This is a genomic window from Neomoorella carbonis, assembly GCF_045278715.1.
In the GTDB taxonomy this organism is placed as follows: Bacteria; Bacillota; DSM-521; order Neomoorellales; family Neomoorellaceae; genus Neomoorella; species Neomoorella carbonis.
Genome location: NZ_CP136420.1, coordinates 1 through 26,453 on the forward strand (window position 1 = coordinate 1; position 26,453 = coordinate 26,453).

Consider the following 26,453-nt stretch of genomic DNA (forward strand, 5'->3'; position numbering starts at 1 on the left):
TTGCCACCCAATCAACTTGATCTAGCCTGGCAACAGGTATTGTCCATCTTGGAAAAAAAAATTAGTTTCTCCGCCCTAGAAGCCTGGTTTTTTGATGCCCGGCCGGTAACTATGCAGGGTAACACTCTGGTCCTGGCCGCAGCCAACGAATTCGCCCGCGATTATATCCAGAGCCGTTTTTATCCTTTGGTTCAGGAAGCACTGCAGAAAGTACTGGGCCGGGAACCAATTAATATCCAGGTTATTTGTTTTTCTCCGGCCGGAAACCAGGCCCCAGCAACCCCCGAGGCAGGAGATGACGACCTGCCCCGGCTCAACCCCAAGTACACTTTTGATACCTTTGTAGTGGGCAACAGCAACCGCTTCGCCCATGCAGCCTGCCTGGCAGTAGCCGAAAGCCCGGCCAATTCCTATAATCCTTTATTTATTTACGGCGGTGTGGGTTTAGGTAAAACCCACCTCATGCAGGCTATCGGCCATCACGTACGCCAGCACTTGCCCAATTATCGGGTCCTGTACATCTCTTCGGAAAGATTTACCAACGACCTGATTAACGCCATTCGCGATGAGCAGACGGAAGAATTCCGGGCCAAATACCGCAACATCGATGTCCTCCTTATCGATGATATCCAGTTCCTGGCTAAAAAAGAAAGCACCCAGGTTGAATTTTTCCATACTTTCAACCACCTGTATGAAGCCAACAAACAGATAGTAATTTCCAGCGACCGGCCTCCTAAAGAAATACCTACCCTAGAAGACCGTTTGCGTTCGCGTTTTGAATGGGGGCTTATTACCGACATCCAGCCGCCCGATCTGGAAACCAGGATGGCCATCTTAAGAAAGAAAGCAGCTGCTGAAAATATTAGTATCCCGGATGACGTCATGTTTTTTATGGCCCAAAAAATAGATTCCAACATCCGGGAACTGGAAGGGGCTTTACTCCGGGTAGCAGCCTATGCTGCCTTTACTAAAGAAGAAGTTACCATAGAGATGGCCGAAAAGCTTCTTAAGGACGCCTTGAATCTGGCCCGTCCGAAACCAATTACCATTAACCTTATCCAGGAAGTGGTGGCCCGCTATTTCAACTTGAAGCCGGAAGATTTAAAGGCCAAAAAGCGGAATCGCGCCGTAGCCTTTCCCCGGCAAATAGCCATGTACCTTGCCAGGGAGATGATCGATGCTTCATTGCCCCAAATCGGTGAAGCCTTCGGCGGCAGGGACCATACAACAGTTCTCCACGCTTATACCAAGATACGTGATGATTTAAAAAGCGATCCATCCCTGCCCCAGATAATATCCCAGCTTATGCAGGAAATTAGAAACCAGTAATCCACAAAGAAAAACTCCCATCCTGCCTGCATCTTCGATTGCTATCAACATTTCCACAGGCTCTATTACTACGACTACTATCATCTTTATTTAGATGATGATGGAGGAAGCGTCTCATGCATATTTCCTGTTCCCAACCTCAGCTTCTACAGGCCGTTCAAAAAGTTCACCGTGCTGTAGCTACGACTACTACGTTACCAGCCCTTACAGGTATTTTATTCCAGACGGAAAAAAATATGCTGACTTTACAGGGAACCGATCTCGATTTAGGCATTATTTACAGTTTCCCGGTAGAAGTTTTAACCCCCGGCGAACTTCTGTTGCCGGCCCGCATTTTTACAGAAATGGTGCGGCGTTTGCCCCCGACCAACCTTTCATTACAGGCCCTGCCGGATAATACTGTGGAAATAACTTACATGCAGTCCAGGGTCCACTTAAACAGCTTTGATCCCAGCCAGTTTCCTTCCCTGCCAGATATTGATGGCAATATTTCCCTGGAAGTTGATATTAAAATTATTAAAGATGCAGTTCGCAAGGTAAGTATAGCTACCAGCAGTGATGATTTGCGCAGTATTTTTAGCGGGATATTACTGGAAATAAAACCGGGGGAGACGCAATTTAACCTGGTAGCTACCGACACCCACCGCCTGGCCGTCTACCGCGGCCCTCTGGCCGGAGTTACCAGCAGCGAACCGGTAAACGCCCTTATTGGTAGCCGTTCCTTAAATGAGCTAGCCCGCCTGCTGCCAGGTGAAGAAGGTCAGGTGCAGATAACTATCGGCTCCAGCCAGATTTTCGCCTGTTATGAGAACTTAAAGCTGTATGCTCGTTTGCTCGATGGTAAATTCCCCCACTATCGCCAGGTTATCCCTCAATCTTACGTTACCAAAGTAAAGGTGGCTACCAGGGATTTACTGGAAACAACGGAACGCGCTACCCTGCTGGCCCGGGATGAAATAAAATCCCGTTCCCATATCATCTTTTTGCAGGTCGGTGAAACTTTAAAGATTACCAGCGAGGCTGCCGAAGTTGGCCATCTGGAGGAGGAACTGGCGGCCCAGATTGAAGGTGAGCCTTTAACCCTGGCCCTGAACGGCCGTTATTTACTGGAAACGCTGCGTATAATAGACACGGAAGAGGTTATCCTGGAGCTATCGGCACCTTTAAAACCGGTAGTTGTGAAACCGGATGGAGAAGATAATTATTTCTGCCTTATCCTGCCGGTAAGGATCAATACTGCACCGGATAGCAACCCGCCGGATGTCTAAAGGGGGTAATTATGCCTGGTAAAAACGTACCCATTACTACTTCATCTATCCGACTGGACCAGTTTTTAAAATGGGCTGGCATAGCAGCTACGGGCGGTCAGGCTAAAGCGATGATCGCCAGCGGCCTGGTACGGGTCAACGGGCAGGTTGAGAAACGCCGCAGCCACACTTTGGAGCCTGGCGATGAGGTGGAGGTCAAGGGTGCCAGCTATAAGCTTACGGCAGCTCCAGTTGACTAATTTTCGCTGCTACCGCGAGTTGATCTGGCACTGCCAGCCGGGCCTGAATATTATCCAGGGTCCCAACGGGGCCGGTAAGACCAATCTTTTGGAAGCTATCGGTTATTTAAGCTTTGCCCGTTCTTTACGCCAGCAACAGGACCAGCATCTGGTAACCTGGGGGGAAAGCTCTTTTCAGATAAAAGGTTGTTGTAATTCCAGCCAGGAAAATATAGAGCTTGCTATTATTTACCATGATAGTCATAAAGAGTTAACAATTAACGGCCAGCACCACCGCCTAGTCGATCTGCTGGGAATTTTGCCGGTCATTTATTTTGGACCCGATGACCTGCTTCTTTTAAAAGGTGCACCTGTCTACCGGCGCCAGTTTCTGGACCGGGAGATAAGCATCCTTGACCGCCTTTACTGTCACCACCTCCAGTCTTATCGCCGCCTCCTTTTACAGCGTAACCGTTTACTGCGGGAGATAAAGGCCGGCCGGGGAAAGGACCAGGAGCTTGAACCCTGGAATATCCAGCTGGTATCTACGGGAGTGGCCATAATTCAGCGGAGACGGTCCTTTATCCAGTCTCTGGACCCCCTGGCGGCAGCCATTTACCGGAGTATGGGTGCTAGGGAACAGCTAACCCTTGTCTACCGGCCCAGCGTCGGCGATTATGAGGACTGGCTGGCAAAAATAGCTGCCGGCCAGGAGAGGGAAATTCAAGCGGGCTTAAGCCTCTGGGGGCCCCACCGGGACGATTTCTCTTTTTTTGTTGGTGATTATGAAGCGCGTTTCTTTGCTTCCCAGGGGCAGCAGAGGTCGGCCGTACTGGCCCTTAAAATTGCTGAAGCCAGGATCTTTATGCAGGTCTTAGGAAAGAGGCCCATTTTGCTGATGGACGACGTTTTTTCCGAGCTGGACAGCAAACGCCAGCAGGCCCTGCTGGAGCTTCTGGCAACCGCCGGCCAAACCTTTTTAACAACCACAGAGTTGACCAGACTGCCGTCCAGTCTCCTGGAGCAGGCCACCCTCTGGCAGTTATCAGGAGAAAGAAGGTTAATGGTAGAAGAAAAAAGGCAATAATTTCTAAATGAAAGGAGGATTGTATGTACCTGCACATAGGTAATGAGATGGTTGTGCCATATAAGGAGATTATCGCCATTCTTAATTTGAGTACAACCAGCCGGTCGACGGTTAACAGTGCATTTTTAAAGGCGGCCAAACTTCAAGGTAAAGAACCCGGTTCCGAGGGTTATAAATCCTGCATTATTACCGATAACGACATATATTTTTCCAGCATTTCTTCCGGCACCCTGATGAAGAGAGCCAGCTCAATCTTCAGCAATCTGGAACAGGAATAAGAGCCTTCCGACCGCGTCCAGGGCCTGCTTTGCGCCTGCTTGAAGAAAACCTGGCTTTTGTGCTATATTTGTCAGGGAAAGTTTCACCTGGGAGGAAAAGATGGAACAGGTACACACGGAATATGATGCCAGTCAAATCCAGGTTCTGGAGGGCCTGGAAGCCGTGCGCCGGCGACCCGGCATGTATATCGGTAACACCGGGGTTCGGGGCTTGCACCAGCTGGTTTTTGAACTGGTGGACAACAGCATTGACGAAGCCCTGGCCGGCTTTTGCGATCGCATTGAAGTAATTATTCATCAGGATGGCAGCCTGACGGTTACTGATAACGGCCGCGGTATCCCGGTGGATATTCACGAAAAAACAGGCCTGCCGGCCGTGGAAGTAGCACTAACCATACTCCATGCCGGGGGTAAATTCGGCGGCAACGGCTACAAGGTAGCCGGCGGCCTCCACGGTGTGGGTCTCTCAGTTGTCAACGCCCTTTCCGAGTGGCTGGAGGTAAAGGTAAAACGGGATGGCAAGGTATACCAGCAAGAGTATCGCCGGGGCAACAAAGTATCGGATTTAAAAGTCGTCGGTAAAGCCAAGGGTACGGGCACCAGCGTCACCTTTTTCCCGGACAGGGAGATCTTTGAGGATATAGTTTTCCAGGATGAAATAATTAGCCGGCGTTTGCTGGAGTTATCCTTCTTAAACCGGGGCGTTAAAATAATCTTCCGTGATGAGAGAAACGACACGGAAACCACCTATTACCACACCGGCGGATTGATTGACTTCGTCCGCCATTTAAATAAAAACAAGTCCGTCCTCTTCAACAAGCCCCTTTACTTCAGCGGGGAAAAGGATGACGTGCAGGTTGAAATAGCCCTGCAATATAACGACGGTTATAACGAGCTCATCCTCTCTTATGCCAACAATATCAATACCACCGAAGGCGGCAGCCACGAAATCGGTTTTAAAACGGCCCTGACCAGGGTGATCAACGATTATGCCCGTAAATTTAACATCTTGAAAGAAAATGACAGCAACCTGGCCGGCGAAGATATACGGGAAGGCCTGACGGCTGTCATCAGTGTCAAGGTGCTGGAACCCCAGTTTGAAGGCCAGACCAAGACCAGGCTGGGCAACACGGAAGTGCGGGGCATTGTCGACGCCCTGGTGGCGGAGCATTTAAGCGCCTACCTGGAAGAAAACCCCACCATTGCCAGGAGGATTGTCGAGAAAGCTTTGAATGCCTTCCGGGCCCGGGAGGCGGCCCGCAAGGCGCGGGAGCTGACCCGGCGCAAAAATGCCCTGGAGATTACTTCTTTGCCAGGGAAGCTGGCCGACTGCACCAACAGGGACCCGGCCGTGGCCGAGCTTTTCCTGGTGGAGGGTGATTCCGCCGGCGGTTCGGCCAAGCAGGGCCGCGACCGGCGTTTCCAGGCCATCCTGCCTTTACGGGGTAAAATATTAAACGTCGAGAAGGCGCGTCTGGATAAGATTTTAAATAACGAAGAGATCCGGACCATCATCACCGCCCTGGGGACAGGTATCGGCGATGATTTTAACATCAGCAAGGCCCGCTACCATAAGACTATCCTCATGGCCGATGCCGATGTGGACGGTTCCCATATCCGGACGCTTTTGCTTACCTTTTTTTACCGCTATATGCGGCCTTTAATCACCGAAGGTTATATTTATATTGCCCAGCCGCCCCTGTATAAAGTTTCCCGGGGTAAAACAGAGCACTACCTGTATAACGACGCCGAACTGGAAAGGTTTTTACAGAACCATGCGGGTGAAAAATGGGAAGTGCAGCGTTATAAAGGCCTGGGTGAAATGAACGCCGACCAGCTCTGGGAAACGACCATGAATCCGGAAACCCGCACCCTGCTTCGGGTCAACCTGGAGGATGCCGCAGAAGCTGATGCCATCTTTAACATCCTTATGGGTGACCGGGTGGAGCCGCGGCGGGAATTTATCCAGCAACACGCCCACGAAGTCAGAAACCTGGATATTTAGGGTGGAGGGGGTCTGACCCCCGTTTTTCTTTAGAACTGTTTGGCGTTGGCTTCCAGCAGGTTATATTTTAGGTAAAGGGTCACTCTTGAAAGAAGGTGGAAAATACTTTGGCCTTGCAAGAGGGCGGTAAAATCTTAGAAGTCAACCTGGAAGAGGAAATGAAGCGGTCCTACATTGACTACGCCATGAGCGTCATTGTGGGCCGCGCTTTGCCCGATGTCCGCGATGGCTTGAAACCCGTCCACCGGCGTATCCTTTATGCCATGTACGAAGAGGGATTAACGCCGGATAGGCCCCATAAAAAGTCGGCCGTCGTCGTAGGTACGGTGCTGGCCCGTTACCACCCCCACGGCGATGCCGCCGTCTATGAAACCATGGTTCGCCTGGCCCAGGATTTTGCCTGCCGCTACCCCCTGGTGGACGGCCACGGCAATTTCGGTTCCGTCGACGGCGACTCAGCAGCGGCCATGCGCTATACCGAAGCCCGGCTGGCGAAAATTGCCCTGGCCATGCTGGCCGATATTGATAAAGAGACCGTCGACTTTGTCGATAATTATGACGGCAGCCTCAAGGAACCGGTGGTGCTCCCGGCGCGGATCCCACAGCTTTTGGTCAACGGGTCGGCCGGGATTGCCGTGGGGATGGCAACGAACATCCCGCCCCATAACCTGGGAGAAGTCATCGATGCCCTGGTCTACCTTATTGACAATCCGGAGGCCGATCTTAAAGACTTGACCCGAATTATCAAAGGCCCGGACTTTCCTACCGGGGGCCTGATTATCGGCCGGGAAGGAATTAGAAACGCTTACCGGACCGGGCGGGGCAGCATCAAGATCCGGGCTAAGGCCCAGGTGGAAACCCTGAGCAACGGCAAGAGCCAGATTGTGGTGACGGAAATCCCCTACCAGGTCAACAAGGCCCGCCTGGTGGAAACCATTGGCGAGCTGGTGCGGGAGAAAAAAATCGACGGCATTACTGATCTACGGGACGAGTCCGATCGGACGGGGATGCGCATCGTCATCGAGCTGCGCCGGGATGTCCAGCCCAGGGTTATTCTTAACCAGCTCTATAAGCACACCCAGCTGCAGGAGAATTTCGGGGTCATTATGCTGGCCCTGGTGGACGGCCGGCCGCGGATCCTCAATTTGCGGGAAATGCTGACCCTCTACCTGGATCACCAGAAGGAGGTAATCACCCGCCGTACCCGCTACCTCCTGGCCCAGGCCGAAGCCCGGGCCCATATCGTTGCTGGCCTGCGCATAGCCATCCAATTTCTCGATGAAGTAATCAAGATTATCCGCCAGTCCCCCAATGAACCAGAAGCCTGCCGGGGCTTGATGGAGCGTTTTAATTTGAGCGACAGGCAGGCTAAAGCCATTGTCGACATGCGCCTGGGTCGCCTTACGGCCCTGGAAAGGGAAAAGCTGGAGGAAGAATGGCAGGAACTGCAAAAACGCATTGCTTACCTGAAAGATGTCCTGGGCAACGAGGCCATGGTCTACGGCATTATCCGGGAAGAACTCCTGGAGATAAAAAATAAATTTGCCGATCCCCGGCGTACGCAGATTATGCTGGAGGAAGAAAACCTGGAGGTAGAAGACCTCATTGCCCGGGAGGATATCGTCGTCACCCTGACCCGCCGCGGCTATATCAAACGCCAGCCGGTAGACGCCTACCGCAGCCAGAAACGCGGCGGCCGTGGCATCCAGGCCATGGGTACCAGGGAAGAAGATTTTGTCCAGGATATCTTTGTTACTACCACTCATCATTACCTTCTTTTCTTTACCAACCAGGGTCGTGTCTTCCGCCTGAGGGGTCATGAGATCCCCGAAGCCGGTCGCCAGGCCCGGGGGACGCCGCTAGTTAATTTAATTTATCTCAACAAAGGAGAAACCATCACCGCCGTCATCCCCATCCGCGACCTGGATGAAGACGCTTACCTCTTAATGGCGACCAGGAAGGGTACGGTCAAGAAAACCCCCCTGGCTGAATACCATACTTCCCGCCGCGACGGCCTGATTGCCATAGGTTTGGATGCAGGCGACGAGCTCATCGGCGTCCTGCGTACGGAAGGCCATCACGAAGTTATCCTGGTGACGCGCCAGGGCAAAGCCATCCGTTTTGCCGAAGAGGAAGTCCGGCCCATGGGCCGGGCCGCCCACGGGGTGAAGGGTATCACCCTGGAGGACGGTGACGAGGTTGTCGGCCTGGTCCGGGTTAAAGAGGGGGCTGAGCTGGTTGTTGTTTCCGCCAATGGTTTTGGCAAGAGGACGCCCCTTGAGGAGTACCGTACCCAGAGCCGGGGCGGCAAGGGTATTATTACCATGAACGTTACCGGACGAACCGGTCCGGTGGCAACTGTGGCTGTTGTTACCCGGGATGACGAACTGATGCTGATCTCAGCCGACGGGATTCTCATCCGCCTGGGGGTGGAGGACATTTCTCGCCAGGGCCGCAATACCCAGGGAGTTACCCTGATGCGCCTGGAACACACCGACCGCGTGGTAGCCATGGCTCGTGTTCAATAAAATTTAAATTCCGCATGAAAGATAAGATTACATTAAAAGGTTATTGCTTCAGAAGGTACCCTGTAGTAGAATGAAGCTGTGCAGCCAGAAGGGTCGAAGAGTGTAGCAATGGGGGGAAGAAAGATGGCAGCAGAAAAGGGAACCTGGACGGTAAAAAAAGGCCTGGCGGAGATGCTGAAAGGTGGCGTCATCATGGATGTCACCACCCCGGAACAGGCTAAAATTGCCGAAGAGGCCGGGGCCTGCGCCGTGATGGCCCTGGAACGGGTGCCGGCCGACATCCGCGCTGCCGGCGGGGTGGCCCGCATGGCCGACCCTACGGTTATCTTACGGATTATGGACGCCGTAACCATCCCGGTGATGGCCAAGGCCAGGATCGGCCATTTCGTGGAGGCGCAGATTTTAGAAGCCCTGGGCGTTGACTATATCGATGAAAGCGAAGTACTCACCCCGGCCGATGAAGAGTTCCATATCAATAAACATGAATTCAAAGTGCCCTTTGTCTGCGGCGCCCGCAATCTCGGCGAGGCTTTAAGGCGCATCGGCGAGGGGGCGGCCATGATCCGCACCAAGGGCGAGCCCGGTACCGGCAATGTCGTGGAGGCCGTCCGTCATATGCGCCGGGTGATGAGCGAGATCAGGCGGGTGCAGAACCTGCCCGATGAGGAATTGATGACCTTTGCCAAAGAAATTCAGGCTCCCTATGAGCTGGTCAAGCAGGTGAAGGAACTGGGGCGTTTGCCGGTAGTCAACTTTGCCGCTGGCGGTATTGCCACCCCGGCGGATGCCGCTCTAATGATGCAGCTGGGCGCCGACGGCATCTTCGTCGGCTCCGGTATCTTTAAATCCAGCGACCCCATGAAGCGGGCGCGGGCCATTGTGGCCGCTACCACCCACTTCCGGGAACCGGAGGTCCTGGCCGAGGTTTCGAAAGACCTGGGCGAAGCCATGCCCGGGTTGGACATTGCCACCATCAGGCAGGAAGAACGCATGCAGGAACGCGGCTGGTAATAGCGAGGCGAGTTAAAAATGAAAATTGGCGTACTGGCCATGCAGGGTGCCTTCCGGGAGCATATCGCCTCCCTGGCGGCCCTGGGTGTTGAGGGTGTAGAGATCAGGCGGAAAAGGCAGCTGGAAGGTATTGACGGGCTGATCATACCGGGCGGCGAGAGTACGACCATCGGCAAGCTAATGGTAGACTTCAACCTCCTGGAGCCCATCCGGGAACTGGCGGCGGCAGGGATGCCGCTCTTTGGCACCTGTGCCGGGATGGTGCTCCTGGCCAGGGATATAATCGGCAGCGACCAGCCCCGGCTTGGTCTGATGCACGTGAGTGTCCAGCGCAATGCCTTCGGCCGCCAGGTGGACAGCTTTGAGGTTGACCTGGAGATCCCCGTCCTGGGCGAGGAGCCCTTCCATGCCGTCTTTATCCGCGCTCCCTACCTGGAGAGGGTAGAACCCCCGGCGGAATCCCTGGCAACCTTTATGGGTAAGACCGTCATGGCCCGCCAGGGGAACCTCCTGGCGACGGCCTTCCACCCGGAACTGACTAAAGATTTACGAGTACACCGCTATTTCCTGGAGATGATAAAATAAGAGGGCTGGCGAAAGCCCTCTTTTCTGTCGCCTTGCATCTAGAAACCGCACAGATCACCTTTTTTCCACAGAAAGCCTGCAGGTGCTAAATCGTCACCTAACAGGAAACAACTACTTATGGAGGCTAAATGAAAACAATTCAACTTTGTAACCGCAGCATAGATGTTTTAAAGGCTTACCAGGCACCTACGGGTGCCTTCCCGGCGGCTCCTGATTACCCGCCCTATAATTACGTCTGGCTGCGGGACGGGACCTTTATCGCCCGCGCCTTAGATCTGGTGGGAGAAAGGGAAGGAGCAGCGGCCTTTTACCGTTTCGCCTCCCGCACTATTGTCGCCCACGGGTTTAAAGTAGAAAGGGCTTTGGCGGCCGCAGCCTGTGGCCGGCCCATTGACGATGGCAGCTGCCTCCATACCCGCTATACCCTCAGCGGGGAAGAGGGCCGGGAGCCCTGGGGCAATTTCCAGCTGGACGGCTACGGCACCTTTCTCTGGGGCCTGGCCGCCCACCTGCAGGCCGGCGGCCCCTGGGAAGATATTTACCGCCGGGCCGTTGACCTGGTGGTGCGCTACCTCACCGGCCTCTGGCAGCACCCCTGCCTGGACTGCTGGGAGGAATACGGTGACTACCGCCACCCCTCCACCCTGGCGGCCATATATGGCGGCTTGAAAGCTATTTTACCCTGGCTGGAGGACGAAAGCCGGAAAACAGGATTCCACGATGCCGGCGGGGAACCTGAAGGGGAGCAAAATCCGGGACGGATGGTTTTAAAGGTAGATGATGTACTGGAACGGCTGCCTGAACTGGCCAGGAGTGAGTTTATCCGGGACGGTAACTGGGTAAAGTTTGCCGGGCAGGATGCCGTTGATGCCAATCTCCTCTGGCTGGGAGTACCCTTCGGCCTCTGCAGCCTGGACGATCCCGTTTTCACGGCGACGGTGGCCAGGATCGCAACCGAACTTTGTTCCGGTGGCGTCAAGCGTTATGCTGCCGATACCTACTACGGCGGCGGGCAGTGGCTGCTCCTCACCGCCTGGCTGGCCTGGTACTACCGCCTGCGGGGGGAAGAAGCCCCGGCCAGGGAGCTCCTGGCCTGGGTGGAAGACCGGGCCGATAACAACGGCTTCCTTCCGGAGCAGGTGCCGGAAAACCTTACCTCCGAGGCCCACTACCACTACTGGCTGGAGCGCTGGGGGCCCATCGCCAACCCCCTCCTCTGGTCCCACGCCATGTATATCATTTCTGTTAGGGGCATGGAAGTTTAAAAAGCAGCCCCTAAGAGGTTGCTTTTGTAATAACTTTTGTCCGTCGCCATCAGACCTGCAATTGTCAATTCAACTGTTTGCAGAACTTACCTCAATCTGATATACTGATATTCGGAGGTGGGATCATGAACGCTGCTCTAACAGAAACCACAAAAGTAGGGAAGAGGGGCACCGTTGTAATCCCGGCAAGCCTGCGTCGTAGATACGGTTTGAAAGAAGGGGCTTTGATGATAGCCGAAGCATGCCCGGAAGGGATATTATTGCGCCCGGCGGTGGCCCTGCCCGTAGAAATTTATAGTCCTGAGCGCAAGGCCGAATTCCTTTTAAATAATTGCATAACACCTGAAGATTATGCCTGGGCCGTCGAGGAGGTACGCCGGCTGGGACTTGATCCGGCCAATATCCCCCACGAAAGGTTAAAAGATAATTGATGGACCGGCTATTTTTGGATGCCAATGTATTATTTTCCGCCGCTTATGGCAGTCCTGCGTTAAACCAGTTATGGGAAAGGGAACGCCTTAATCGCTGCCGGCTTTTGGCGTCCAATTATGTAATCGAAGAAGCCCGGCGTAACCTTGAACAACAGGAACATTTAATACGCCTGGAAAAACTGGTGGCGCAACTTAGAATCGTTCCCGAGGCCGACACCGCCATTCCCTGTCCAATTAATCTTCCGCTGAAGGATCGTCCCGTGATTGTAGCTGCAATCCAGTCCCGGGCAACCCATCTCATAACAGGGGATTTACGTCATTTTGCACCTTATCGTGGCCAGGTTATTGCAGGTGTACGCATCTGTACCCCCCGTGATTACTTGAGCAGCCTGGCGGACGTCGCTACGCCCGGGTAACCCTCGCAGGTACGGTCGAAGCCGGTACCTGTAGCGATGGCTGCCCTGGCTCTCCCCGGCACTCTGATTTAAAGCATACTTTATGCTCTATATGTCCATAAAGCGGAGAGAAAGCGGTGAGAAAGCGGCGAGGGTCCGGCATAAGGCGTTAAATATAGTTTAACCTTGAGCGACTTGACGAGGGAGCGCAACTTTAATATTTAGGCGGGTTACGAACAAGATACCCCCGTGGCCGGGCAACAACCGGCCTGATTTTTTTATCCCCTGTACCGGCAACGAAAAAAGACGGCCCGGACCCGGATGGTTACGCAATTAGCCATCACCTCCGGCTCCCCCTACCGCCCCTTTCCAGCCGCCGGGGCAATCGTGATTGCTGCACCCCAGGAGAAGCGGCAAGACTAAAGGCCTTGCCGCTTCCTGTATCATGCCAATGAAGCCCCGGCACCATCTCCGCCTTGCCGGCAAGGCCGGAGGCGGAATAGTCTCGAGGTTTAAGGAAGTGAAGAAAACCTCATTATCTTGAAATGGCGGTCGAAGGTGGCGATACGAGGGATGTTGTTAAGCCGCAAAATAGCGGCGCTGGTAGCGTCGGCTAAAGTTAGGGAATGATCGGAAAACTTCTCCAGGAGCCTACGCGCTTCCTGCAGAATTTCCTTATCGACCCAGATTATTTCGGTAAATCCTTCCTCAACTTGCTGCTTTATTATATCAAGGAACTGCAGGGCTGCCTTTGTATTTAACTTGCGCATCAGTAAAGTATAAGTTTCAGATAGGATCAAATCAGAGGTGATAAGCAGGGTGCCTTCGGCTTGCAGGGATAACATCACCTGAGCGGCTTCGTGATGATGCTGGTCGCTCCGGACCAGGTAAGCAAACCATAAACCTGTATCAACAAATACTTTCATTGATTTGCCTCCGGATACCCCGGGCCATATATTATTTCATCATGCCTTTCGCTGGCTGTAAAAGGACTTGCTTCGCCAGCAAATATTCCTATCGCCTTCAATACCGGATTCTTTTCCGGAGGTGTATTACGCCGCTTCTCCTGCTCAAGGTACATGATCAGCGCCCGGCGAACGATTTCCGATTCAGAAACCCTGGCGCGCCGGGACAATTCTTTTAATTCTTTATTCAGGGTAACAGGTACATACAACTGGCGTCTTACCATCTTGATTTGGGGCATAAAATTTACCTCCTTCCAGTGTCATTATAGTATAAATGGTGTATAGTGGGCAAGTATTATACACCATCTAAATACTTGTAGTGGTAATGTTGGATAGACTTATTGGTCCTGTCAATTGCAAGACATGAAGATTGATTAAGACTGCCGGTAATGGTTGGCTTTTTAACTATTAAGTTACGGTTTTTTTCGTTAAAATGATCTTGACATTAAAAATAAATAATCGTAAACTCTAAATAAAGAAAATGAAAATATATGAAAGGTATAAAGGCGATATATGTTCGCAAGCGAACGCAAACAAAAGATAATAGAAATCCTGGAGCAAACACCGGCGGTTAGAGTAGCGGAATTAAGCGAGCTCTTCCAAGTATCCGAAGTAACCATCCGCCGTGATCTCCAGGAATTAGAAGCAGCCGGCCTACTGAAACGTACCCACGGCGGGGCCGTAAGCATGACCACAGCTTCCTTTGAACCAACCCTGACAGAGAAAGAAGAAGAACATCTGGAAGAGAAAAAGGCCATCGCGCGGGCCGCGCTGGATTTGATTGCTGACGGCGATACTCTTTTACTGGATGCCGGTTCCACCACCTTACAGCTGGCCCGCTTGCTGAAGGCGAATAAAAAACAGGCCCTCACAGTGGTGACCAACGCCCTCAATGTAGCCTGGGAACTGGCCTTCGTTGAATCCATCGATTTAATCCTCACCGGCGGTCACCTGCGCCACCGCACTCTTTCTTCCGTCGGTCCCATTGCCGACAACACCCTGCTGGGTTTATACGTCGATAAAGTGTTCCTGGCTACCAATAGCTTAGATGTCGAGCGGGGCCTGACTACGCCCAATATCTACGAGGCGCAGATCAAACAGAAGATGGTCAAGGCCGGCCGCGAGGTTATCGTCCTGGCCGACCACAGCAAATTCGGCCGCATCTCGCTGGGATTTGTTTGCCCCATTACTGCCATTCACCGGCTTATTACCGATCCCGGTGCTCCGCAAGAGGACCTGGCGCGCCTGAAGGAGCGCGGCGTGGAAGTAATCGTCGCCGGCAGAGATTGAACTACCAGGGGGAGAAATTATTGCCTGCACCCATCATTACTGTTACTTTGAATCCCGCCCTGGACAAGACGGTTGTCATCGAAAACTTTGAGCCTGCCAAAACAAACCGTTCCCGGGTCGTGAGCTACGAACCAGGGGGTAAAGGGATTAATGTTGCTAAATTTTTACATGAACTGAATTATCCGGTTATTGCCACCGGTTTTCTGGCCGGCCATAACGGTATTCTGATTAAAAAGGCCTTACAGGAGAGAGGCATTCTTGCAGATTTCATTGCAGTCGAAGGAGAAACAAGGATCAACCTGAAGGTCATTGATCCTGTCAAAAATACTGAAACAGAAATTAATGAAAACGGGTTTATCGTCAAGAAGGAAGATTTAACCGCCCTGGAGCAAAAGCTCGATGCATTGCTGGCCCGTAGTCGGTTGCTGGTATTATCGGGCAGTATGCCAGCTGGCGTTCCCGGTGATTTTTACGCCACCTTAATTCACCAGGGGCAGAGGCATGGTGTTGCCGCCGTCCTGGATGCCGAAGGGGAGGCCCTGGAGCACGGCCTGGCGGCCAGGCCCCTGCTGGTGAAACCCAATAAGTATGAAGCCGAAACCCTGCTGGGCGAGCAGATCTTTACACCTGAAGACGCCGCCCGGGCCGGGATAAAAATCCGGCAGGCCGGGGCGGAGATGGTAGTCATTTCCCTGGGCGCCCTGGGGGCGGTGGCTGTGGACGGGCACCAGGCCCTGTGGGCGCAGCCGCCTCGCCTGGCGGTTGGTAGCACCGTCGGTGCCGGCGACGCCATGGTAGCCGTCCTGGCCAGGGCGATATGTGAGGGGAACGGACTGGCAGAGGTCTTACCCCTGGCGGTGGCCGCCGGTACCTGGCTTGCTGCCCGACGTACCGGGCCGCAGAAAAGCATCAGCCTGGAAACCATGGTCCGCCAGGTTCAAGTAATGCCCATTAAAACCCGTTCTGCTAGATAGGCTGTTCCGGAAATATGGTTTCCGGTTAAGCAGGGAAGGAGGAAGTTTATTTGAATTCCTATGAACGCGCCGTGGCTACCCTGAAAGGGGAAATCCCCGACCGGGTGCCAACCTTTGAACTGATGATCGACCCGGCGGTCATGCAGGCTATCACCGGTAGCGACGATTACGCTGATTTCTGTGAATACGTGGGCCTGGATATAGTCGTCACCGGTACCCCTTCTAAACTATATGAAGAAAAGGTTATAGATCCTGCCAGCCGCACTATTATCAACGAATGGGGCATTGTCCGCCGCTACAGCGAGCAGTTGGTTTCCATCCCCCTGGAAGGCCCCATCAAGGAACCTGCCGATATTGAAAATTACACCCCGCCCGATCCCTATGATGAGAGGCGCTATGTACAGCTGAAAGCCCTGTTGCAGCGCTTCAAGGGTAAAAAGCTGGTTGGCATGCACCTCCACGACTCTTTTAACTACCCCGTTTACCTGCGGGGCATGGAACAGCTCTTCATGGACCTGATTATAAACCCGGAACTGGTGCAAAAACTGGTGCGCATATCCGTAGAACACAACATCGCCATCGCCGAGCGGGCCATCGACCTTGGCGCCGACTTTATCATCCTGGGCGACGATTACGGCAGCAGCACCAGCACCCTGGTATCCCCGCAGCATTTCCGCGAGTTTTTCCTGCCGGGGTTAAAGGAGGTTGTCCAGGCCGTTAAGGCCAAAGGCGCCTTCTGCTTGAAACACTGCTGTGGCAATATCAACGCCATTGTCGATGATATGATGGCCACCGGCCTGGACGGCCTGCATCCTCTGGATCCAGGCGCCGGCATGGACATGCTGGCCGTGAAAAACCGCCATCCGCAGTTAACCGTCATTGGCGGTATCAGTTGCGCCGAACCGTTGACGGAGTACAGCGTTGAGGAATTGAAACAAGAGGTTAAGCGGGTTATCAACCGGGTGGCCCCCGGCGGCCGTTATATCCTGGCCTCCAGTAATTCTATCCACAGTAAAGTTAAACCGGAAAATTTCCTGGCCATGCAGGAAGCGGCGCGAGAATACGGGATCTATGGGAAATCCGGTAAGCTGGCAGGGTAGTGCCCGCCCGGATAGGGGAAAGTTAAAGCTTCCTCTAAACCTTTAAACCTAAGTAGGAGGTTAGAATTTTTTTAAAGAGTAGCAGGAATCGCGAAAGTGGCGTCGAATATATGACAACGATAGTCATAGACAACGTTATCAAATCAGAGGAGTAAAGTTTATTTTGATAAATAGAAATGATGCCTCCAAAGGTTTACCGACAATAAAAGATGTAGCTGCTGCCGCCGGGGTTTCCTTGAAAACTGTTTCCCGGGTCATCAACGGCGACGAGCACGTCCGCGAGCAGACCAGGGAGAAGGTATTGGCGGCCATCAAGGCCGTAGGTTACCAGCCGAACGCCATCGCCAGGAGTTTGCGGGTGAAAAAAACTTATACCATCGGGGTTATTATCGCCGATATTACCAACAGCTTTTATAGCGCTATTGTGCGGGGCATTGAGGATGTGGCCACGAGTAAAAATTACAGCCTCCTCATTGCTAACTCTGACGAGATGCTGAAGAAAGAAAAGCAGTATACCCGCATTTTTGTGGAAAAGCAGGTGGAAGGCATGATTATCGTCCCGGCGGGCGGCTCCCACAAGTACCTGGAGCACCTGGCCGGGCACCTGCCCCTGGTTTTCGTGGACCGGCAACCGGAAGATTTTAAGGAAGCATCTATTGTTAAGGTAGAAAATAGCCAGGGTGCCTATAACCTAACTTGCCATTTACTTAAACACGGTTACCGGGAAATTGCCTATATCGGTCACATCGCCAGTTTAACAACAGGGGAGGAACGTTTCGCCGGTTTTAAAAAAGCCATGGAGGAACATGGCCTGGAGATTCAACCTTCCCTGGTGCGGATTGGCAGTAAAACTGTGATGGATGCTTTCCGCGCCACCCAGGAGATTTTAACGGGACAGCCGCGCCGGCCCCAGGCCATCTTTGCTACCAACAATATCATGGTGCTGGGAGCATTACGGGCCCTGACCCATCTGGGCCTGGAGGTGCCGCGGGATATAGCCCTGGTGGGTTTTGATGATTTTGAAACTGCGGATACCTGCCGGCCGCGTCTGACTGTCGTTTCCCAGCCGGCCTACGCTATGGGCCGGGAGGCAGCCATTATGTTGTTCCGCCAGATGGAAGGGGCTGCCGCCGGGCGGGAAATCACGTTGCCGACGGAATTGATAATCCGGGAATCCTGCGGCTGCCTGGGGCAATTCCAGAGACAGCCCGGAAAGGAGAAGATAAGCTAAATTAGCATCAATTGACAACGTTGTTTTTTGTCGAACAAGCTGCCGCATTAATATTTCAAAATTAGCGCTTATGTAACCCGATCTTTTTAGCGAGGTGGCTGTTGATGCCGGAAGTAATCTGCCTGGGGATTATGGTAGCCGATTTAGTGGGCCGGCCGGTGCGCATAATACCGGAAAAAGGGAAGTTAACCCTGGTAGATGCCATGGAACTGCATACCGGCGGCTGCGCCGTCAATACCGGCCGCGCCTTGAGCAAGCTGGGTGTAAAGACGGGCGTCATTGGCAAATTAGGAGCCGACGCCCTGGGCGACTTTATCATCAAGGAACTGGAGGTTGCCGGTATCGATACCCGGGGCATCAGGCGGGCCGCAGGAGTCAATACTTCGGCGACCATGGTCATGGTCGGCGAAGACGGCGAACGCTCCTTTATTCACTATATCGGCGCCAATGCTACTTTGAGGCGGGAGGATATTGACTGGGAACTGGTAAAGGGCGCGCGCCTGCTGCACCTGGCCGGCAGTTTAGTAATGCCGGGTTTTGATGGTGAGCCGGCGGCCGAGGTGCTGAAAAGGGCGCAGGAGATGGGATGCCTTACCAGCATCGATACGGCCTGGGACGCCACCGGCCGCTGGCGGGAACTCATCGATCCTTGCCTGCCTTATACCGACATCTTTTTACCCAGCCTGGACGAGGCGCGGATGCTATCCGGCTATGAGGAACCTGAAGCGATAGCGGCCAGCTTCCTGCAGAGGGGGGTGAAGATAGTCGGCATCAAGATGGGTGCCGCCGGTTCTTATGTAGCTTCGGCCGGGGAAAGCTTTTTGATGCCGTCTTTTAAAGTAGAAGCCGTTGACGCTACCGGTGCGGGGGACGCCTTTGTGGCCGGTTTCCTGGCAGGGCTGGTGCGAGGCCTTGATTTAAAAGAAACGGCCCGCCTGGCCAACGCCGTCGGGGCTCTGGCCGTTACCGCCGTGGGTGCCTCCAGCGGCATTCGTGGCTGGGAAGAAACCAAGGAGTTTATTGCGGCAAATTACAATAACATCAACTGACAAAGGAGTCATAGTAGTATGCTTTATCCATTAAAATTTCGCCCCCATTTACGCTTTTATCCCTACGGCGGCTACCGCATTGCCCGTATGTTTGCCAAGGAGGATGTCCCCACTGACAGAACCGTAGCTGAAAGCTGGGAGATCAGCGCCTGTCCCGGGTCGGAGGGGATTATTAAGAACGGGCCCCTGGCAGGGTTAAACCTCCAGGAAGCGGTGGATAAATTCCAGGACGAACTGGTGGGGGAAGCGGTCTGGCAGCAATATGGAAATTACTTTCCCCTGTTAATCAAGTTTCTCGACTGTGCCAAGGACCTCCCGCCCCAGGTGCACCCCGATGACGAGTATGCCGCGCAGGTAAACCTGCCCTACCGGGGCAAGACCGAGGCCTGGTACGTCCTGGCTGCTGATGAAGGAGCCAGCCTTTGGTGCGGCAGCAAGCCGGGATTGACGGTGGAAGAGTTTCGCACTCTCATTGAGCAAGGCGATACCTTTGCTCCCATGAAAAAGGTGCCCAGCAAGGTGGGGGCTACCTACTTTATCCCCGGCGGCCATCTCCACGCCATCGGCGCCGGCAACTTTATCGTTGAAGTGCAGCAGAACAGCGACGCCATCTTCGCGTGGGATTGGCTGGATTGGGATTTTGACGAGGAACGGCGCAAGAACGATATCGAGCACAGCCTGAAGGCGGCCGTCATTCAGGATGGCGATCCCGAAGATATTACCCCTATCACTTTAGAAAAAGGGAAAAACCTCCATGAATATCTTTGCGCCTGCCGTTATTTTACCATGGAACGGTTGATCCTCAAGGAACTATGGACCGAAGGCGGGGATGCGCGGCGATTTACCGCCTTGATCCCGGTAGCAGGCCAGGGGCAGTTGAAGTACGACGGCGGAACAGAGCAGGTTAAAGCCGGGGAATCCCTGCTTTTACCAGCGAAAATGGGCGCCTGGACCCTGGAACCGGAAGGGGAATTGATTTTAATCCGTGCGCTGGTGCCGGTGGATTTGCGAGAGGATATCATACAGCCCCTGCGAGCGGCTGGGATAAACGATGAGAGAATAATATCCCTGGGTGGTTATGGCATCCAGAACGATCTGCGAGTGTTACTTCTACCAAAATAACATTATGAACCAACAATGTTATAGCGAGCTTGGATAAGGGTTGTTCGTTATGATGTCAGATGCTTCCTTCCAGGGGTATTTAATATAACTTTATTGCAAAGGAGGGGGATTATCACCTTTATAGCAGTGAAGCTATTATAATTAAGCATAACCGGTAGACGTGAGGGTAGAGGGTTTTGAATTTAAGTCAATTTTTATGGGAGGGGTTCAAATGAAACATTTCAAGAGTGTAAAAAAGATTTTAATATGGGCTATTGTGGCGGTTTTGGCTTTATTGTTAGTGGCATGTGGAGGATCCAAAACTGAAGGAACAAAAACTGAAGGTTCCTCATCTACCCAAACGGGACAAAAGTCATCTGGACCTGCAAAGATAACAGTTGCCGGAGTCGTCTTCCAGGAAGACCAGTTCATGAAGCTGTTGCAGAAAGGTTACCAGGATGCGGCCAAGGCAGCCGGAGTAGAGTGTTTAGTGAGCAATACAAATAATGACCAGGCTAAAGAGACGGAGTTAATCAATACCTATGTTGCTCAGAAAGTCAGCGGTCTTGCCATAGCTCCCTTGAGTGCCGATGCTTCGGTGGCCGCCCTTAAAAAAGCCGATGAGCAAGGAATGAAGATTGCTGTCTCCAATATAAATTTAAACAATGCTCCATTCATCGTAGGTGGCTATACTTCAGACAACAAGGAGCTGGGCAGGCGTACAGGTCAGGAAGCCGTTAAGTTTATCCAAGAAAAACTGGGCGGAAAAGCTAAAATAGCTATTATTCAGTTTAAATCTCTTCTTCCTGAGCAGAGCGGTGACCGCACCAGTGGATTCCTAGAAGAAGTCAAGAAGCTACCCGGTGTGGAAATTGTGGCAGATCAAGATGCCTGGCTGCAGGATAAAGCGGTACAGGTAGCAGGCGATATTATCACCGCCCATCCCGACGTCAACATCATCTGGGCTGCTAATGAAGGCGGCACCATAGGCGCCACCATGGCAGTCCAAAATGCCGGTAAAGCTGGCAAGATATTTACCTTCGGAACGGATGCCAGTGAGCAGCTAGTAGCCATGTTAAAAGACCCCGCCAACATACTGCAAGCTGTAACGGGCCAAGACCCATATACTATGGGTTACAAAACCATGGAGACCCTCATAAAAGCTATTAAGGGTGAAGATGTAAGCAGTACAAAAGGGAAATGCATTACAGTCCCCGGTGTGGTTTTAAGCCGTGCAAATCCCGATGGCATAGCCAAATTTGAAGCCGATCTAAAGGCAAAAATGGGTAAATAAAATATGAATGGTGGGGATTTGCGATTTGCAAATCCCCACCTATAAAAATGCGAGGTAAAATGTCATGAGCATTTTACAGACACGTAACGTCACGAAGATATATCCGGGCACCATAGCCTTAGATAACGTATCCATATCTTTTGAAAGCGGTAAAGTACACGCATTAGCCGGCAAAAATGGTTCCGGAAAATCCACCTTAGTAAAGATATTTTCTGGAGCAATAGAACCCACCAGTGGTGAAATTTTGATAGATGGTATCCCCATTAAATTTAACGATCCGGCAGAAGCTTTTTTAAAGGGTATAGCCACCGTATACCAAGAACTTAGCCTCATACCGGGCCTTACAGTAGCCGAAAACATCTTCATGGGAAGATTGCCCATGAAAGGAAGATTTGTAGATTGGAAAAAGACTTACGCCATGGCAGAAGAACTCCTTGAAGAGATGAAAGTAGATATTTCCCCACAAGAAATAGTCTATAATCTAAGCATGTGGCAGCGGCAGATGATAGAGATCGTAAAAGCCATGAGCTTTAAACCCAAAGTATTACAATTGGATGAACCTACATCGGCTTTATCTTATAATGAAACGCAATCCCTCTTTAAAATGATAAGAGAACTTAAGAAAAAAGATGTTATTATAATATATATTTCCCACCGCCTCCAAGAACTTTGGGAGATAGCCGACACATGCACGGTTTTAAGAGACGGAAAACTAATAGGCACCATACCTATGGAAAATGCTACCCATGACCAAATAATAAAAATGATGTTTGGCGACGTAAAGATAAACACTAGACCTTCTGACCTCAAAATATCCGATGAGATAGTATTAGAAGTAAAAAACCTGACTCGCAAAAATCGATTTGAAAACGTATCCTTCCAACTCAAAAAGGGAGAAATTTTGGGGATAGCAGGCATGCTGGGCTCCGGAAGGACGGAAGTTTTAAAATCTATATTCGGTGCCGACCCCCTGGATAGCGGTGAAATAATAATAAACGGTAAACGTATAAGCGCGCCTGATCCTATAAAAATGAAAAAAGAAGGTCTTGCCCTGACTCCGGAAGATAGGAAAAACGAAGGGTTAAACCTCATAGGTTCAATCAAAGATAATCTATGTATCGCAAGTCTTGACTTAATAGCAAACGGTTCCTTTATAAACCCTAAAACAGAAAACAACTTCGCCAATCGTCAAGTAAAGGAGCTTGAAATAAAGGTAGCGGATATAGCCCACCTAGTATCCTCCCTTTCAGGAGGGAATCAGCAAAAAGTAGTAGTGGGTAAATGGTTAAATACGGATCCGAAAATAATATTCTTCGATGAACCTTCCCGGGGCATCGATGTAAATGCCAAGCAACAAATTTTTAAGATAATCTGGGAACAGTCAAGAAAGGGTGTATCCAGTGTCATAGTATCCTCGGAGCTAGAAGAACTCTTACAGATATGCCACAGAATACTTATTATGAGGCAAGGGCATATCATAGGAGAAGTAAAGCCGGAAGAAACTAATATCGAACAGCTATATTCACTATGTATGGGAGTGGAAAAGAATTGAAACTTGAAATGCGAAAAACAAACACAATAGATATAAGAAAAATATTAAATAGATACATGCTGGAATGCATCCTTTTAGTTATAAGTATAGCTATAGCTCTTATGGCACCGGGCTTTTTGACCCCCAGTAACTTGCTTAATATCTTGAGGAACATATCTTTACAGGGAGTTATAGCTTTTGGCATGACTATGGTAATTATAGCCGGAGAGATAGACCTATCTATAGGCTCCACCGTAGCCTTGACCGGTGTCATCATAGCCCTTACCTCAGGTGGCCTTGCCAAAGCCGGTATAATGCCCATGGAGACAGGAGTTATTGTAGGGATAATCTTAGCATTTATTATAGCTGCATTAGTAGGACTGTTTAATGGATGGCTCTTAACCACTTTTAAAATGCCGTCTTTTATCATCACATTGGCCATGCTGAACGCCATATATGGTGTAACAGCCATTATATCCAAAGGATTTCCTGTTACCACCCTTCCCAGATGGTACAACATGCTGGGGGCGGGTCAAATATTTTCCATACCCATACCTGCCATCATACTGCTTATAGTATTTGTAATAGTATCCGTCATAATGAACAGGACAAAATTTGGGAGATCAGTTTATGCAGTAGGTGGTAATCCTGAAGCCGCTCGTCTTTCAGGCATAAATGTGCGCCGGGTGAAAATCACGGTCATGATAGCTGTGCAGGTCCTGGCAGCCCTTGGCGGCACATTAGTATCATCCCAGGTTATGGCAGGCTCTTCTACCTTTGGCCGAGGTTGGGAGCTAAACGTCATCGCATCGGTCATTATCGGTGGTGCCAGCCTATTCGGCGGCATAGGCAAAGTATGGGGTACCTTCATTGGTCTTGCATTTCTAGGTGTATTGATAAACGGTATGACCCTATTGAATATCAATGAATACGTGCAATATGTGGTAAGAGGTTTGTTGATACTTATAGCGGTGCTCATAAACACCATGCAAACACAGATGAAGAAATAAGATAAAAAATATAGCGGCAGATAAAATGGCCGCTCATTAAAACAAAGGGTGACTTACATGCATACTATGACCCCTCTTCAGCGTTGCCTGGCCGCTCTCCGTTTTGAGGTCCCCGACCGGGTGCCGGTAGTACCCCAGTCCTTTATGGTGGCCTGCGCTACAGCCGGGTACAAAATCGGCGAGATCAATAAAAGTGGCAAGCTCATGGCCGAAACGCACCTCATATGCCAGGCAAAATACGGCTACGACGGCGTCGTCATCGATATAGATGATGCCACCCTGGCGGAGGCCTGCGGCGCCAGAGTTATCTGGCGCGAAAATGATGTGGCTATAGTTGATGAAGAAGATGTGGTTTTAAAGGACCTGCGGCAGATTGACGACCTCCCCTTGCCCGATCCCTACAGTTCCGGGCGCCTGCCGGAATGGCTGGAGGCCACACGGATTTTGCGGGAAAAAATCGGCGACCATGTTTTCATTATGGGTCGGGCCGATCAGGGTCCCTTTGACCTGGCCTGCCTCCTCCGGGGAGCGCAGCAGTTTATGATTGACCTGGTAACCGAACCGCCGGAACTCATCTGGAAGGTACTGGACTACTGCCGGCGGGCCGGGACGCTTTTTGCCAAGGCCCAGAAGGATGCCGGGGCCCACGCCACTTCCATTGGCGATTCCTTTGCCGGCCCCAACCTCATTTCCCCGGCCATGTTCCGCCAGTTCGCCCTGGAGCATGAGATTATCATGACAAAAGAAGTTCAGGATTACGGCATCCCTTTCTCCATTCATATTTGTGGTGATACGACGGCCATCCTGGAAGATATGGCATCTACCGGCGCCCAGATACTGGAGCTTGACTGGCAGGTCGATATGGGCTATGCCAAACGAGTAGTTGGTAATCGGGCCGTTCTTATGGGTAATATCAATCCCAGCGATCCTCTGGTCTGGGGCACACCGGAAGCTATTGAAGCCCAGGCGAAGAATATCATTGAGGCCACCGGGGGTATTGGTCTTTTCCTGAGTTCGGGCTGTGCCATGGGCTACAATACACCGGAGGCCAATATGCGGGCCTTGTGTGAGGCCGGTAAAAAGTATGGTAGCTATGAACGTTTAATGGAGTTGCAGGAGAAAAGGAGTAAGGCTTAATGGCATACCTTTTTGAGCGGGAGTTTACCCGCCGGGATATCCGGCGCTATTTTGGCAGCCTGGAACAGGTGGCCGGCATCCGCCCCTTTATTTACAGCGAGGGGCGGGCTGAGGGCCTCAAGGCGGTTGAGGTCAGGACGGGAAGCGGTTTCAGGTTTGTCGTCCTGCTGGGGCGGGGTCTGGATATCGGCCTGGCCGAGTACCGGGGCCTGCCTCTGGCTTTTCGCTCGGCCGTGGGAGAGAGCGGCCCCCAGTATTTCGAACCGGCCGGCCTGGGATGGTTGAGGAATTTTGGCGGCGGCCTTCTGGTTACCTGCGGCCTCACCTACCTGGGCTCTCCCTGCCATGATGCCGGGGAAGAATTAGGTCTCCATGGCCGCATTAATAACATACCGGCCGAGGAGGTTGGCACCGCCACCAGCTGGGAAGGAGACGAGTGTACCTTTACCGTCAGGGGTAAAATTCGGGAGGCGAGGACCCTGTACGGCCCCAACATGGTCCTGGAAAGGACCATCCGGGCGCGCCTGGGGGAGAACCGCCTGTTTATCCACGACTTGGTCACCAATGAAGGATGGCAACCGGCGCCCCATATGATTCTTTATCACATCAATCTGGGTTATCCCGTCCTCGATGCCGGTACCGAACTGCTGGCTGCCAGCCGGGAGGTAAAACCCCGGGACGAAGTGGCCGCCCGGGGGTTAGCTTCTTACCGCATTTACCAGGGCCCGACGCCTGGGTTCCCCGATACTGTCTTTTATCACGACCTCCTGCCTGACGCCAGAGGCTGGTGCCAGGCCGCCCTGGTCAACCGCCGGCGAAACCTGGGTGTTTATGTCCGTTATGAACGCCAGAACCTGCCCAACTTTATCCAGTGGAAGTTTACCGGCGAAGGCGACTACGTGGCCGGCCTGGAACCGGCCAACTGCCTGGTGGAGGGGCGGGCTAGAGAACGGCAACGAGGCACCCTGGTGTACCTGGCCCCGAGCGAGGCCCGGGAATACCGCCTGGAGATTGGCGTCCTGACCACGGCAGAGGAAATAGACGCCTTTGCCAGGGCGCTGCCGGCTGTTTCATAGGGGCGGAAACAGGATTAGAGGATCGGGCAGGTGGGGAGAAAACGAGGGGCACGTGGTGTTTTTGTAAACAGCGGTAAGTACTATTGAAGTCACGGAATTAACGGCAGCTGTTCAGGCGGCCAGGTACGGCCGCCTAGGTGGCTGGTATTAAGTTCCCGGGTTATGAACTTTCAAGGGGCAAGGGTACAAGATAGTCATGGCACACTTCAGCGGCGAAGGTGATGGTGTAACTGTGGCCCTGGAGGCCGCCGTGGAGGCAGCCTGATGAGCAAATGGCGTTTATGCCTCGCTAGTC

Annotated in this window: 25 protein-coding genes; 23 read left to right on the forward strand and 2 right to left on the reverse strand. The window is 52.2% G+C overall.

Going from position 1 to position 26,453, the window contains the following annotated elements; translation table 11 throughout:
- The 12 genes from dnaA (at position 1) to MCACP_RS00060 (ending at position 12,421) form a co-directional block, all read left to right on the forward strand.
- Positions 1-1,329 (forward strand): chromosomal replication initiator protein DnaA, encoded by a 1,329-nt coding sequence (gene dnaA / locus MCACP_RS00005; RefSeq protein WP_406677379.1) that lies wholly within the window; start codon positions 1-3, stop codon positions 1,327-1,329.
- Between the two features lie 116 nt (positions 1,330-1,445).
- Positions 1,446-2,597 (forward strand): DNA polymerase III subunit beta, encoded by a 1,152-nt coding sequence (dnaN, locus tag MCACP_RS00010; RefSeq protein ID WP_406677380.1) that lies wholly within the window; start codon positions 1,446-1,448, stop codon positions 2,595-2,597.
- Positions 2,598-2,608: 11 nt separating this feature from the next.
- Positions 2,609-2,836: an RNA-binding S4 domain-containing protein gene (locus tag MCACP_RS00015; protein ID WP_406677381.1), complete on the forward strand. Its 228-nt coding sequence runs from the start codon at positions 2,609-2,611 to the stop codon at positions 2,834-2,836.
- Positions 2,799-3,902 carry a DNA replication/repair protein RecF gene (recF, locus tag MCACP_RS00020; protein WP_406677382.1) on the forward strand — a complete coding sequence of 368 codons (1,104 nt, stop codon included), beginning with the start codon at positions 2,799-2,801 and terminating at the stop codon, positions 3,900-3,902. The genes MCACP_RS00015 and recF overlap by 38 nt, the downstream gene beginning before the upstream one ends.
- 23 nt (positions 3,903-3,925) lie before the next feature.
- Complete coding sequence (gene remB, locus MCACP_RS00025) at positions 3,926-4,180, forward strand: extracellular matrix regulator RemB (protein WP_406677383.1); 255 nt, start codon at positions 3,926-3,928, stop codon at positions 4,178-4,180.
- Positions 4,181-4,280: 100 nt separating this feature from the next.
- Complete coding sequence (gyrB, locus tag MCACP_RS00030; protein ID WP_406677384.1) at positions 4,281-6,185, forward strand: DNA topoisomerase (ATP-hydrolyzing) subunit B; 1,905 nt, start codon at positions 4,281-4,283, stop codon at positions 6,183-6,185.
- Positions 6,186-6,343: 158 nt separating this feature from the next.
- Positions 6,344-8,713 carry a DNA gyrase subunit A gene (gyrA, locus tag MCACP_RS00035; RefSeq protein ID WP_406678768.1) on the forward strand — a complete coding sequence of 790 codons (2,370 nt, stop codon included), beginning with the start codon at positions 6,344-6,346 and terminating at the stop codon, positions 8,711-8,713.
- Positions 8,714-8,836: 123 nt separating this feature from the next.
- Positions 8,837-9,724 (forward strand): pyridoxal 5'-phosphate synthase lyase subunit PdxS, encoded by an 888-nt coding sequence (pdxS, locus tag MCACP_RS00040; protein ID WP_141263586.1) that lies wholly within the window; start codon positions 8,837-8,839, stop codon positions 9,722-9,724.
- Between the two features lie 18 nt (positions 9,725-9,742).
- A complete protein-coding gene (gene pdxT / locus MCACP_RS00045) occupies positions 9,743-10,309 on the forward strand; it encodes a pyridoxal 5'-phosphate synthase glutaminase subunit PdxT (RefSeq protein ID WP_406677385.1) in 567 nt (188 codons plus the stop codon).
- 128 nt (positions 10,310-10,437) lie between these two features.
- Complete coding sequence (locus tag MCACP_RS00050; RefSeq protein WP_406677386.1) at positions 10,438-11,574, forward strand: glycoside hydrolase family 15 protein; 1,137 nt, start codon at positions 10,438-10,440, stop codon at positions 11,572-11,574.
- 125 nt (positions 11,575-11,699) lie between these two features.
- Positions 11,700-12,005, forward strand: coding sequence for an AbrB/MazE/SpoVT family DNA-binding domain-containing protein (locus MCACP_RS00055; RefSeq protein WP_273173409.1), 306 nt, complete (start codon positions 11,700-11,702; stop codon positions 12,003-12,005).
- A gap of 14 nt (positions 12,006-12,019) precedes the next feature.
- Positions 12,020-12,421 (forward strand): PIN domain-containing protein, encoded by a 402-nt coding sequence (locus MCACP_RS00060; protein ID WP_406677387.1) that lies wholly within the window; start codon positions 12,020-12,022, stop codon positions 12,419-12,421.
- A 491-nt stretch (positions 12,422-12,912) separates the two neighbouring features.
- Here MCACP_RS00060 and MCACP_RS00065 read toward each other — a convergent pair whose 3' ends face one another.
- Together MCACP_RS00065 and MCACP_RS00070 are read right to left on the reverse strand one after the other, a co-directional pair.
- Complete coding sequence (locus MCACP_RS00065) at positions 12,913-13,326, reverse strand: type II toxin-antitoxin system VapC family toxin (RefSeq protein WP_406677388.1); 414 nt, start codon at positions 13,324-13,326, stop codon at positions 12,913-12,915.
- Positions 13,323-13,604 (reverse strand): ribbon-helix-helix domain-containing protein, encoded by a 282-nt coding sequence (locus tag MCACP_RS00070; protein ID WP_273173416.1) that lies wholly within the window; start codon positions 13,602-13,604, stop codon positions 13,323-13,325. The genes MCACP_RS00065 and MCACP_RS00070 overlap by 4 nt, the downstream gene beginning before the upstream one ends.
- Positions 13,605-13,878: 274 nt before the next feature.
- Between MCACP_RS00070 and MCACP_RS00075 the strand changes: the two genes are divergently transcribed.
- The 11 genes from MCACP_RS00075 (at position 13,879) to MCACP_RS00125 (ending at position 26,158) form a co-directional block, all read left to right on the forward strand.
- Complete coding sequence (locus MCACP_RS00075) at positions 13,879-14,655, forward strand: DeoR/GlpR family DNA-binding transcription regulator (RefSeq protein WP_406677389.1); 777 nt, start codon at positions 13,879-13,881, stop codon at positions 14,653-14,655.
- Positions 14,656-14,675: 20 nt separating this feature from the next.
- The gene (gene pfkB, locus MCACP_RS00080; protein WP_406677390.1) at positions 14,676-15,629 is read left to right on the forward strand and encodes a 1-phosphofructokinase; all 954 of its coding nucleotides are present in this window, start codon (positions 14,676-14,678) and stop codon (positions 15,627-15,629) included.
- Positions 15,630-15,679: 50 nt separating this feature from the next.
- Positions 15,680-16,729: a uroporphyrinogen decarboxylase family protein gene (locus MCACP_RS00085; RefSeq protein WP_406677391.1), complete on the forward strand. Its 1,050-nt coding sequence runs from the start codon at positions 15,680-15,682 to the stop codon at positions 16,727-16,729.
- Between the two features lie 163 nt (positions 16,730-16,892).
- The gene (locus tag MCACP_RS00090) at positions 16,893-17,960 is read left to right on the forward strand and encodes a LacI family DNA-binding transcriptional regulator (RefSeq protein WP_406677392.1); all 1,068 of its coding nucleotides are present in this window, start codon (positions 16,893-16,895) and stop codon (positions 17,958-17,960) included.
- Positions 17,961-18,064: 104 nt separating this feature from the next.
- A complete protein-coding gene (locus MCACP_RS00095; RefSeq protein ID WP_406677393.1) occupies positions 18,065-19,009 on the forward strand; it encodes a carbohydrate kinase family protein in 945 nt (314 codons plus the stop codon).
- 18 nt (positions 19,010-19,027) lie between these two features.
- Positions 19,028-20,131: a type I phosphomannose isomerase catalytic subunit gene (locus tag MCACP_RS00100; RefSeq protein WP_406677394.1), complete on the forward strand. Its 1,104-nt coding sequence runs from the start codon at positions 19,028-19,030 to the stop codon at positions 20,129-20,131.
- 211 nt (positions 20,132-20,342) lie between these two features.
- Entirely contained in the window at positions 20,343-21,404 is a 1,062-nt protein-coding gene (locus MCACP_RS00105) for a substrate-binding domain-containing protein (RefSeq protein WP_406677395.1), read from the forward strand.
- 64 nt (positions 21,405-21,468) lie between these two features.
- Positions 21,469-22,956, forward strand: a complete 1,488-nt coding sequence (locus MCACP_RS00110) for a sugar ABC transporter ATP-binding protein (protein ID WP_406677396.1) — start codon at positions 21,469-21,471, stop codon at positions 22,954-22,956.
- Entirely contained in the window at positions 22,932-23,945 is a 1,014-nt protein-coding gene (locus tag MCACP_RS00115) for an ABC transporter permease (protein WP_406677397.1), read from the forward strand. Before MCACP_RS00110 ends, MCACP_RS00115 begins: the two co-directional genes overlap by 25 nt.
- Positions 23,946-24,002: 57 nt before the next feature.
- On the forward strand, positions 24,003-25,082 hold the full coding sequence (locus MCACP_RS00120) for a uroporphyrinogen decarboxylase family protein (RefSeq protein ID WP_406678769.1): 1,080 nt from the start codon (positions 24,003-24,005) through the stop codon (positions 25,080-25,082).
- The gene (locus MCACP_RS00125) at positions 25,082-26,158 is read left to right on the forward strand and encodes an aldose 1-epimerase family protein (protein ID WP_406677398.1); all 1,077 of its coding nucleotides are present in this window, start codon (positions 25,082-25,084) and stop codon (positions 26,156-26,158) included. The genes MCACP_RS00120 and MCACP_RS00125 overlap by 1 nt, the downstream gene beginning before the upstream one ends.
- The last annotated feature ends 295 nt before the right edge of the window (positions 26,159-26,453 follow it).

What these genes read in the sequence shown, in the direction of transcription:
- dnaN (WP_406677380.1), top strand. Translation starts at nt 1,446, where the DNA reads ATGCATATTTCCTGTTCCCAACCTCAGCTTCTACAGGCCGTTCAAAAA.
- MCACP_RS00015 (WP_406677381.1), top strand. Translation starts at nt 2,609, where the DNA reads ATGCCTGGTAAAAACGTACCCATTACTACTTCATCTATCCGACTGGAC.
- remB (WP_406677383.1), top strand. Translation starts at nt 3,926, where the DNA reads ATGTACCTGCACATAGGTAATGAGATGGTTGTGCCATATAAGGAGATT.
- gyrB (WP_406677384.1), top strand. Translation starts at nt 4,281, where the DNA reads ATGGAACAGGTACACACGGAATATGATGCCAGTCAAATCCAGGTTCTG.
- gyrA (WP_406678768.1), top strand. Translation starts at nt 6,344, where the DNA reads ATGAAGCGGTCCTACATTGACTACGCCATGAGCGTCATTGTGGGCCGC.
- pdxS (WP_141263586.1), top strand. Translation starts at nt 8,837, where the DNA reads ATGGCAGCAGAAAAGGGAACCTGGACGGTAAAAAAAGGCCTGGCGGAG.
- pdxT (WP_406677385.1), top strand. Translation starts at nt 9,743, where the DNA reads ATGAAAATTGGCGTACTGGCCATGCAGGGTGCCTTCCGGGAGCATATC.
- MCACP_RS00050 (WP_406677386.1), top strand. Translation starts at nt 10,438, where the DNA reads ATGAAAACAATTCAACTTTGTAACCGCAGCATAGATGTTTTAAAGGCT.
- MCACP_RS00055 (WP_273173409.1), top strand. Translation starts at nt 11,700, where the DNA reads ATGAACGCTGCTCTAACAGAAACCACAAAAGTAGGGAAGAGGGGCACC.
- MCACP_RS00065 (WP_406677388.1), bottom strand. Translation starts at nt 13,326, where the DNA reads ATGAAAGTATTTGTTGATACAGGTTTATGGTTTGCTTACCTGGTCCGG.
- MCACP_RS00070 (WP_273173416.1), bottom strand. Translation starts at nt 13,604, where the DNA reads ATGCCCCAAATCAAGATGGTAAGACGCCAGTTGTATGTACCTGTTACC.
- MCACP_RS00075 (WP_406677389.1), top strand. Translation starts at nt 13,879, where the DNA reads ATGTTCGCAAGCGAACGCAAACAAAAGATAATAGAAATCCTGGAGCAA.
- MCACP_RS00095 (WP_406677393.1), top strand. Translation starts at nt 18,065, where the DNA reads ATGCCGGAAGTAATCTGCCTGGGGATTATGGTAGCCGATTTAGTGGGC.
- MCACP_RS00100 (WP_406677394.1), top strand. Translation starts at nt 19,028, where the DNA reads ATGCTTTATCCATTAAAATTTCGCCCCCATTTACGCTTTTATCCCTAC.
- MCACP_RS00105 (WP_406677395.1), top strand. Translation starts at nt 20,343, where the DNA reads ATGAAACATTTCAAGAGTGTAAAAAAGATTTTAATATGGGCTATTGTG.
- MCACP_RS00110 (WP_406677396.1), top strand. Translation starts at nt 21,469, where the DNA reads ATGAGCATTTTACAGACACGTAACGTCACGAAGATATATCCGGGCACC.
- MCACP_RS00115 (WP_406677397.1), top strand. Translation starts at nt 22,932, where the DNA reads ATGTATGGGAGTGGAAAAGAATTGAAACTTGAAATGCGAAAAACAAAC.
- MCACP_RS00120 (WP_406678769.1), top strand. Translation starts at nt 24,003, where the DNA reads ATGCATACTATGACCCCTCTTCAGCGTTGCCTGGCCGCTCTCCGTTTT.
- MCACP_RS00125 (WP_406677398.1), top strand. Translation starts at nt 25,082, where the DNA reads ATGGCATACCTTTTTGAGCGGGAGTTTACCCGCCGGGATATCCGGCGC.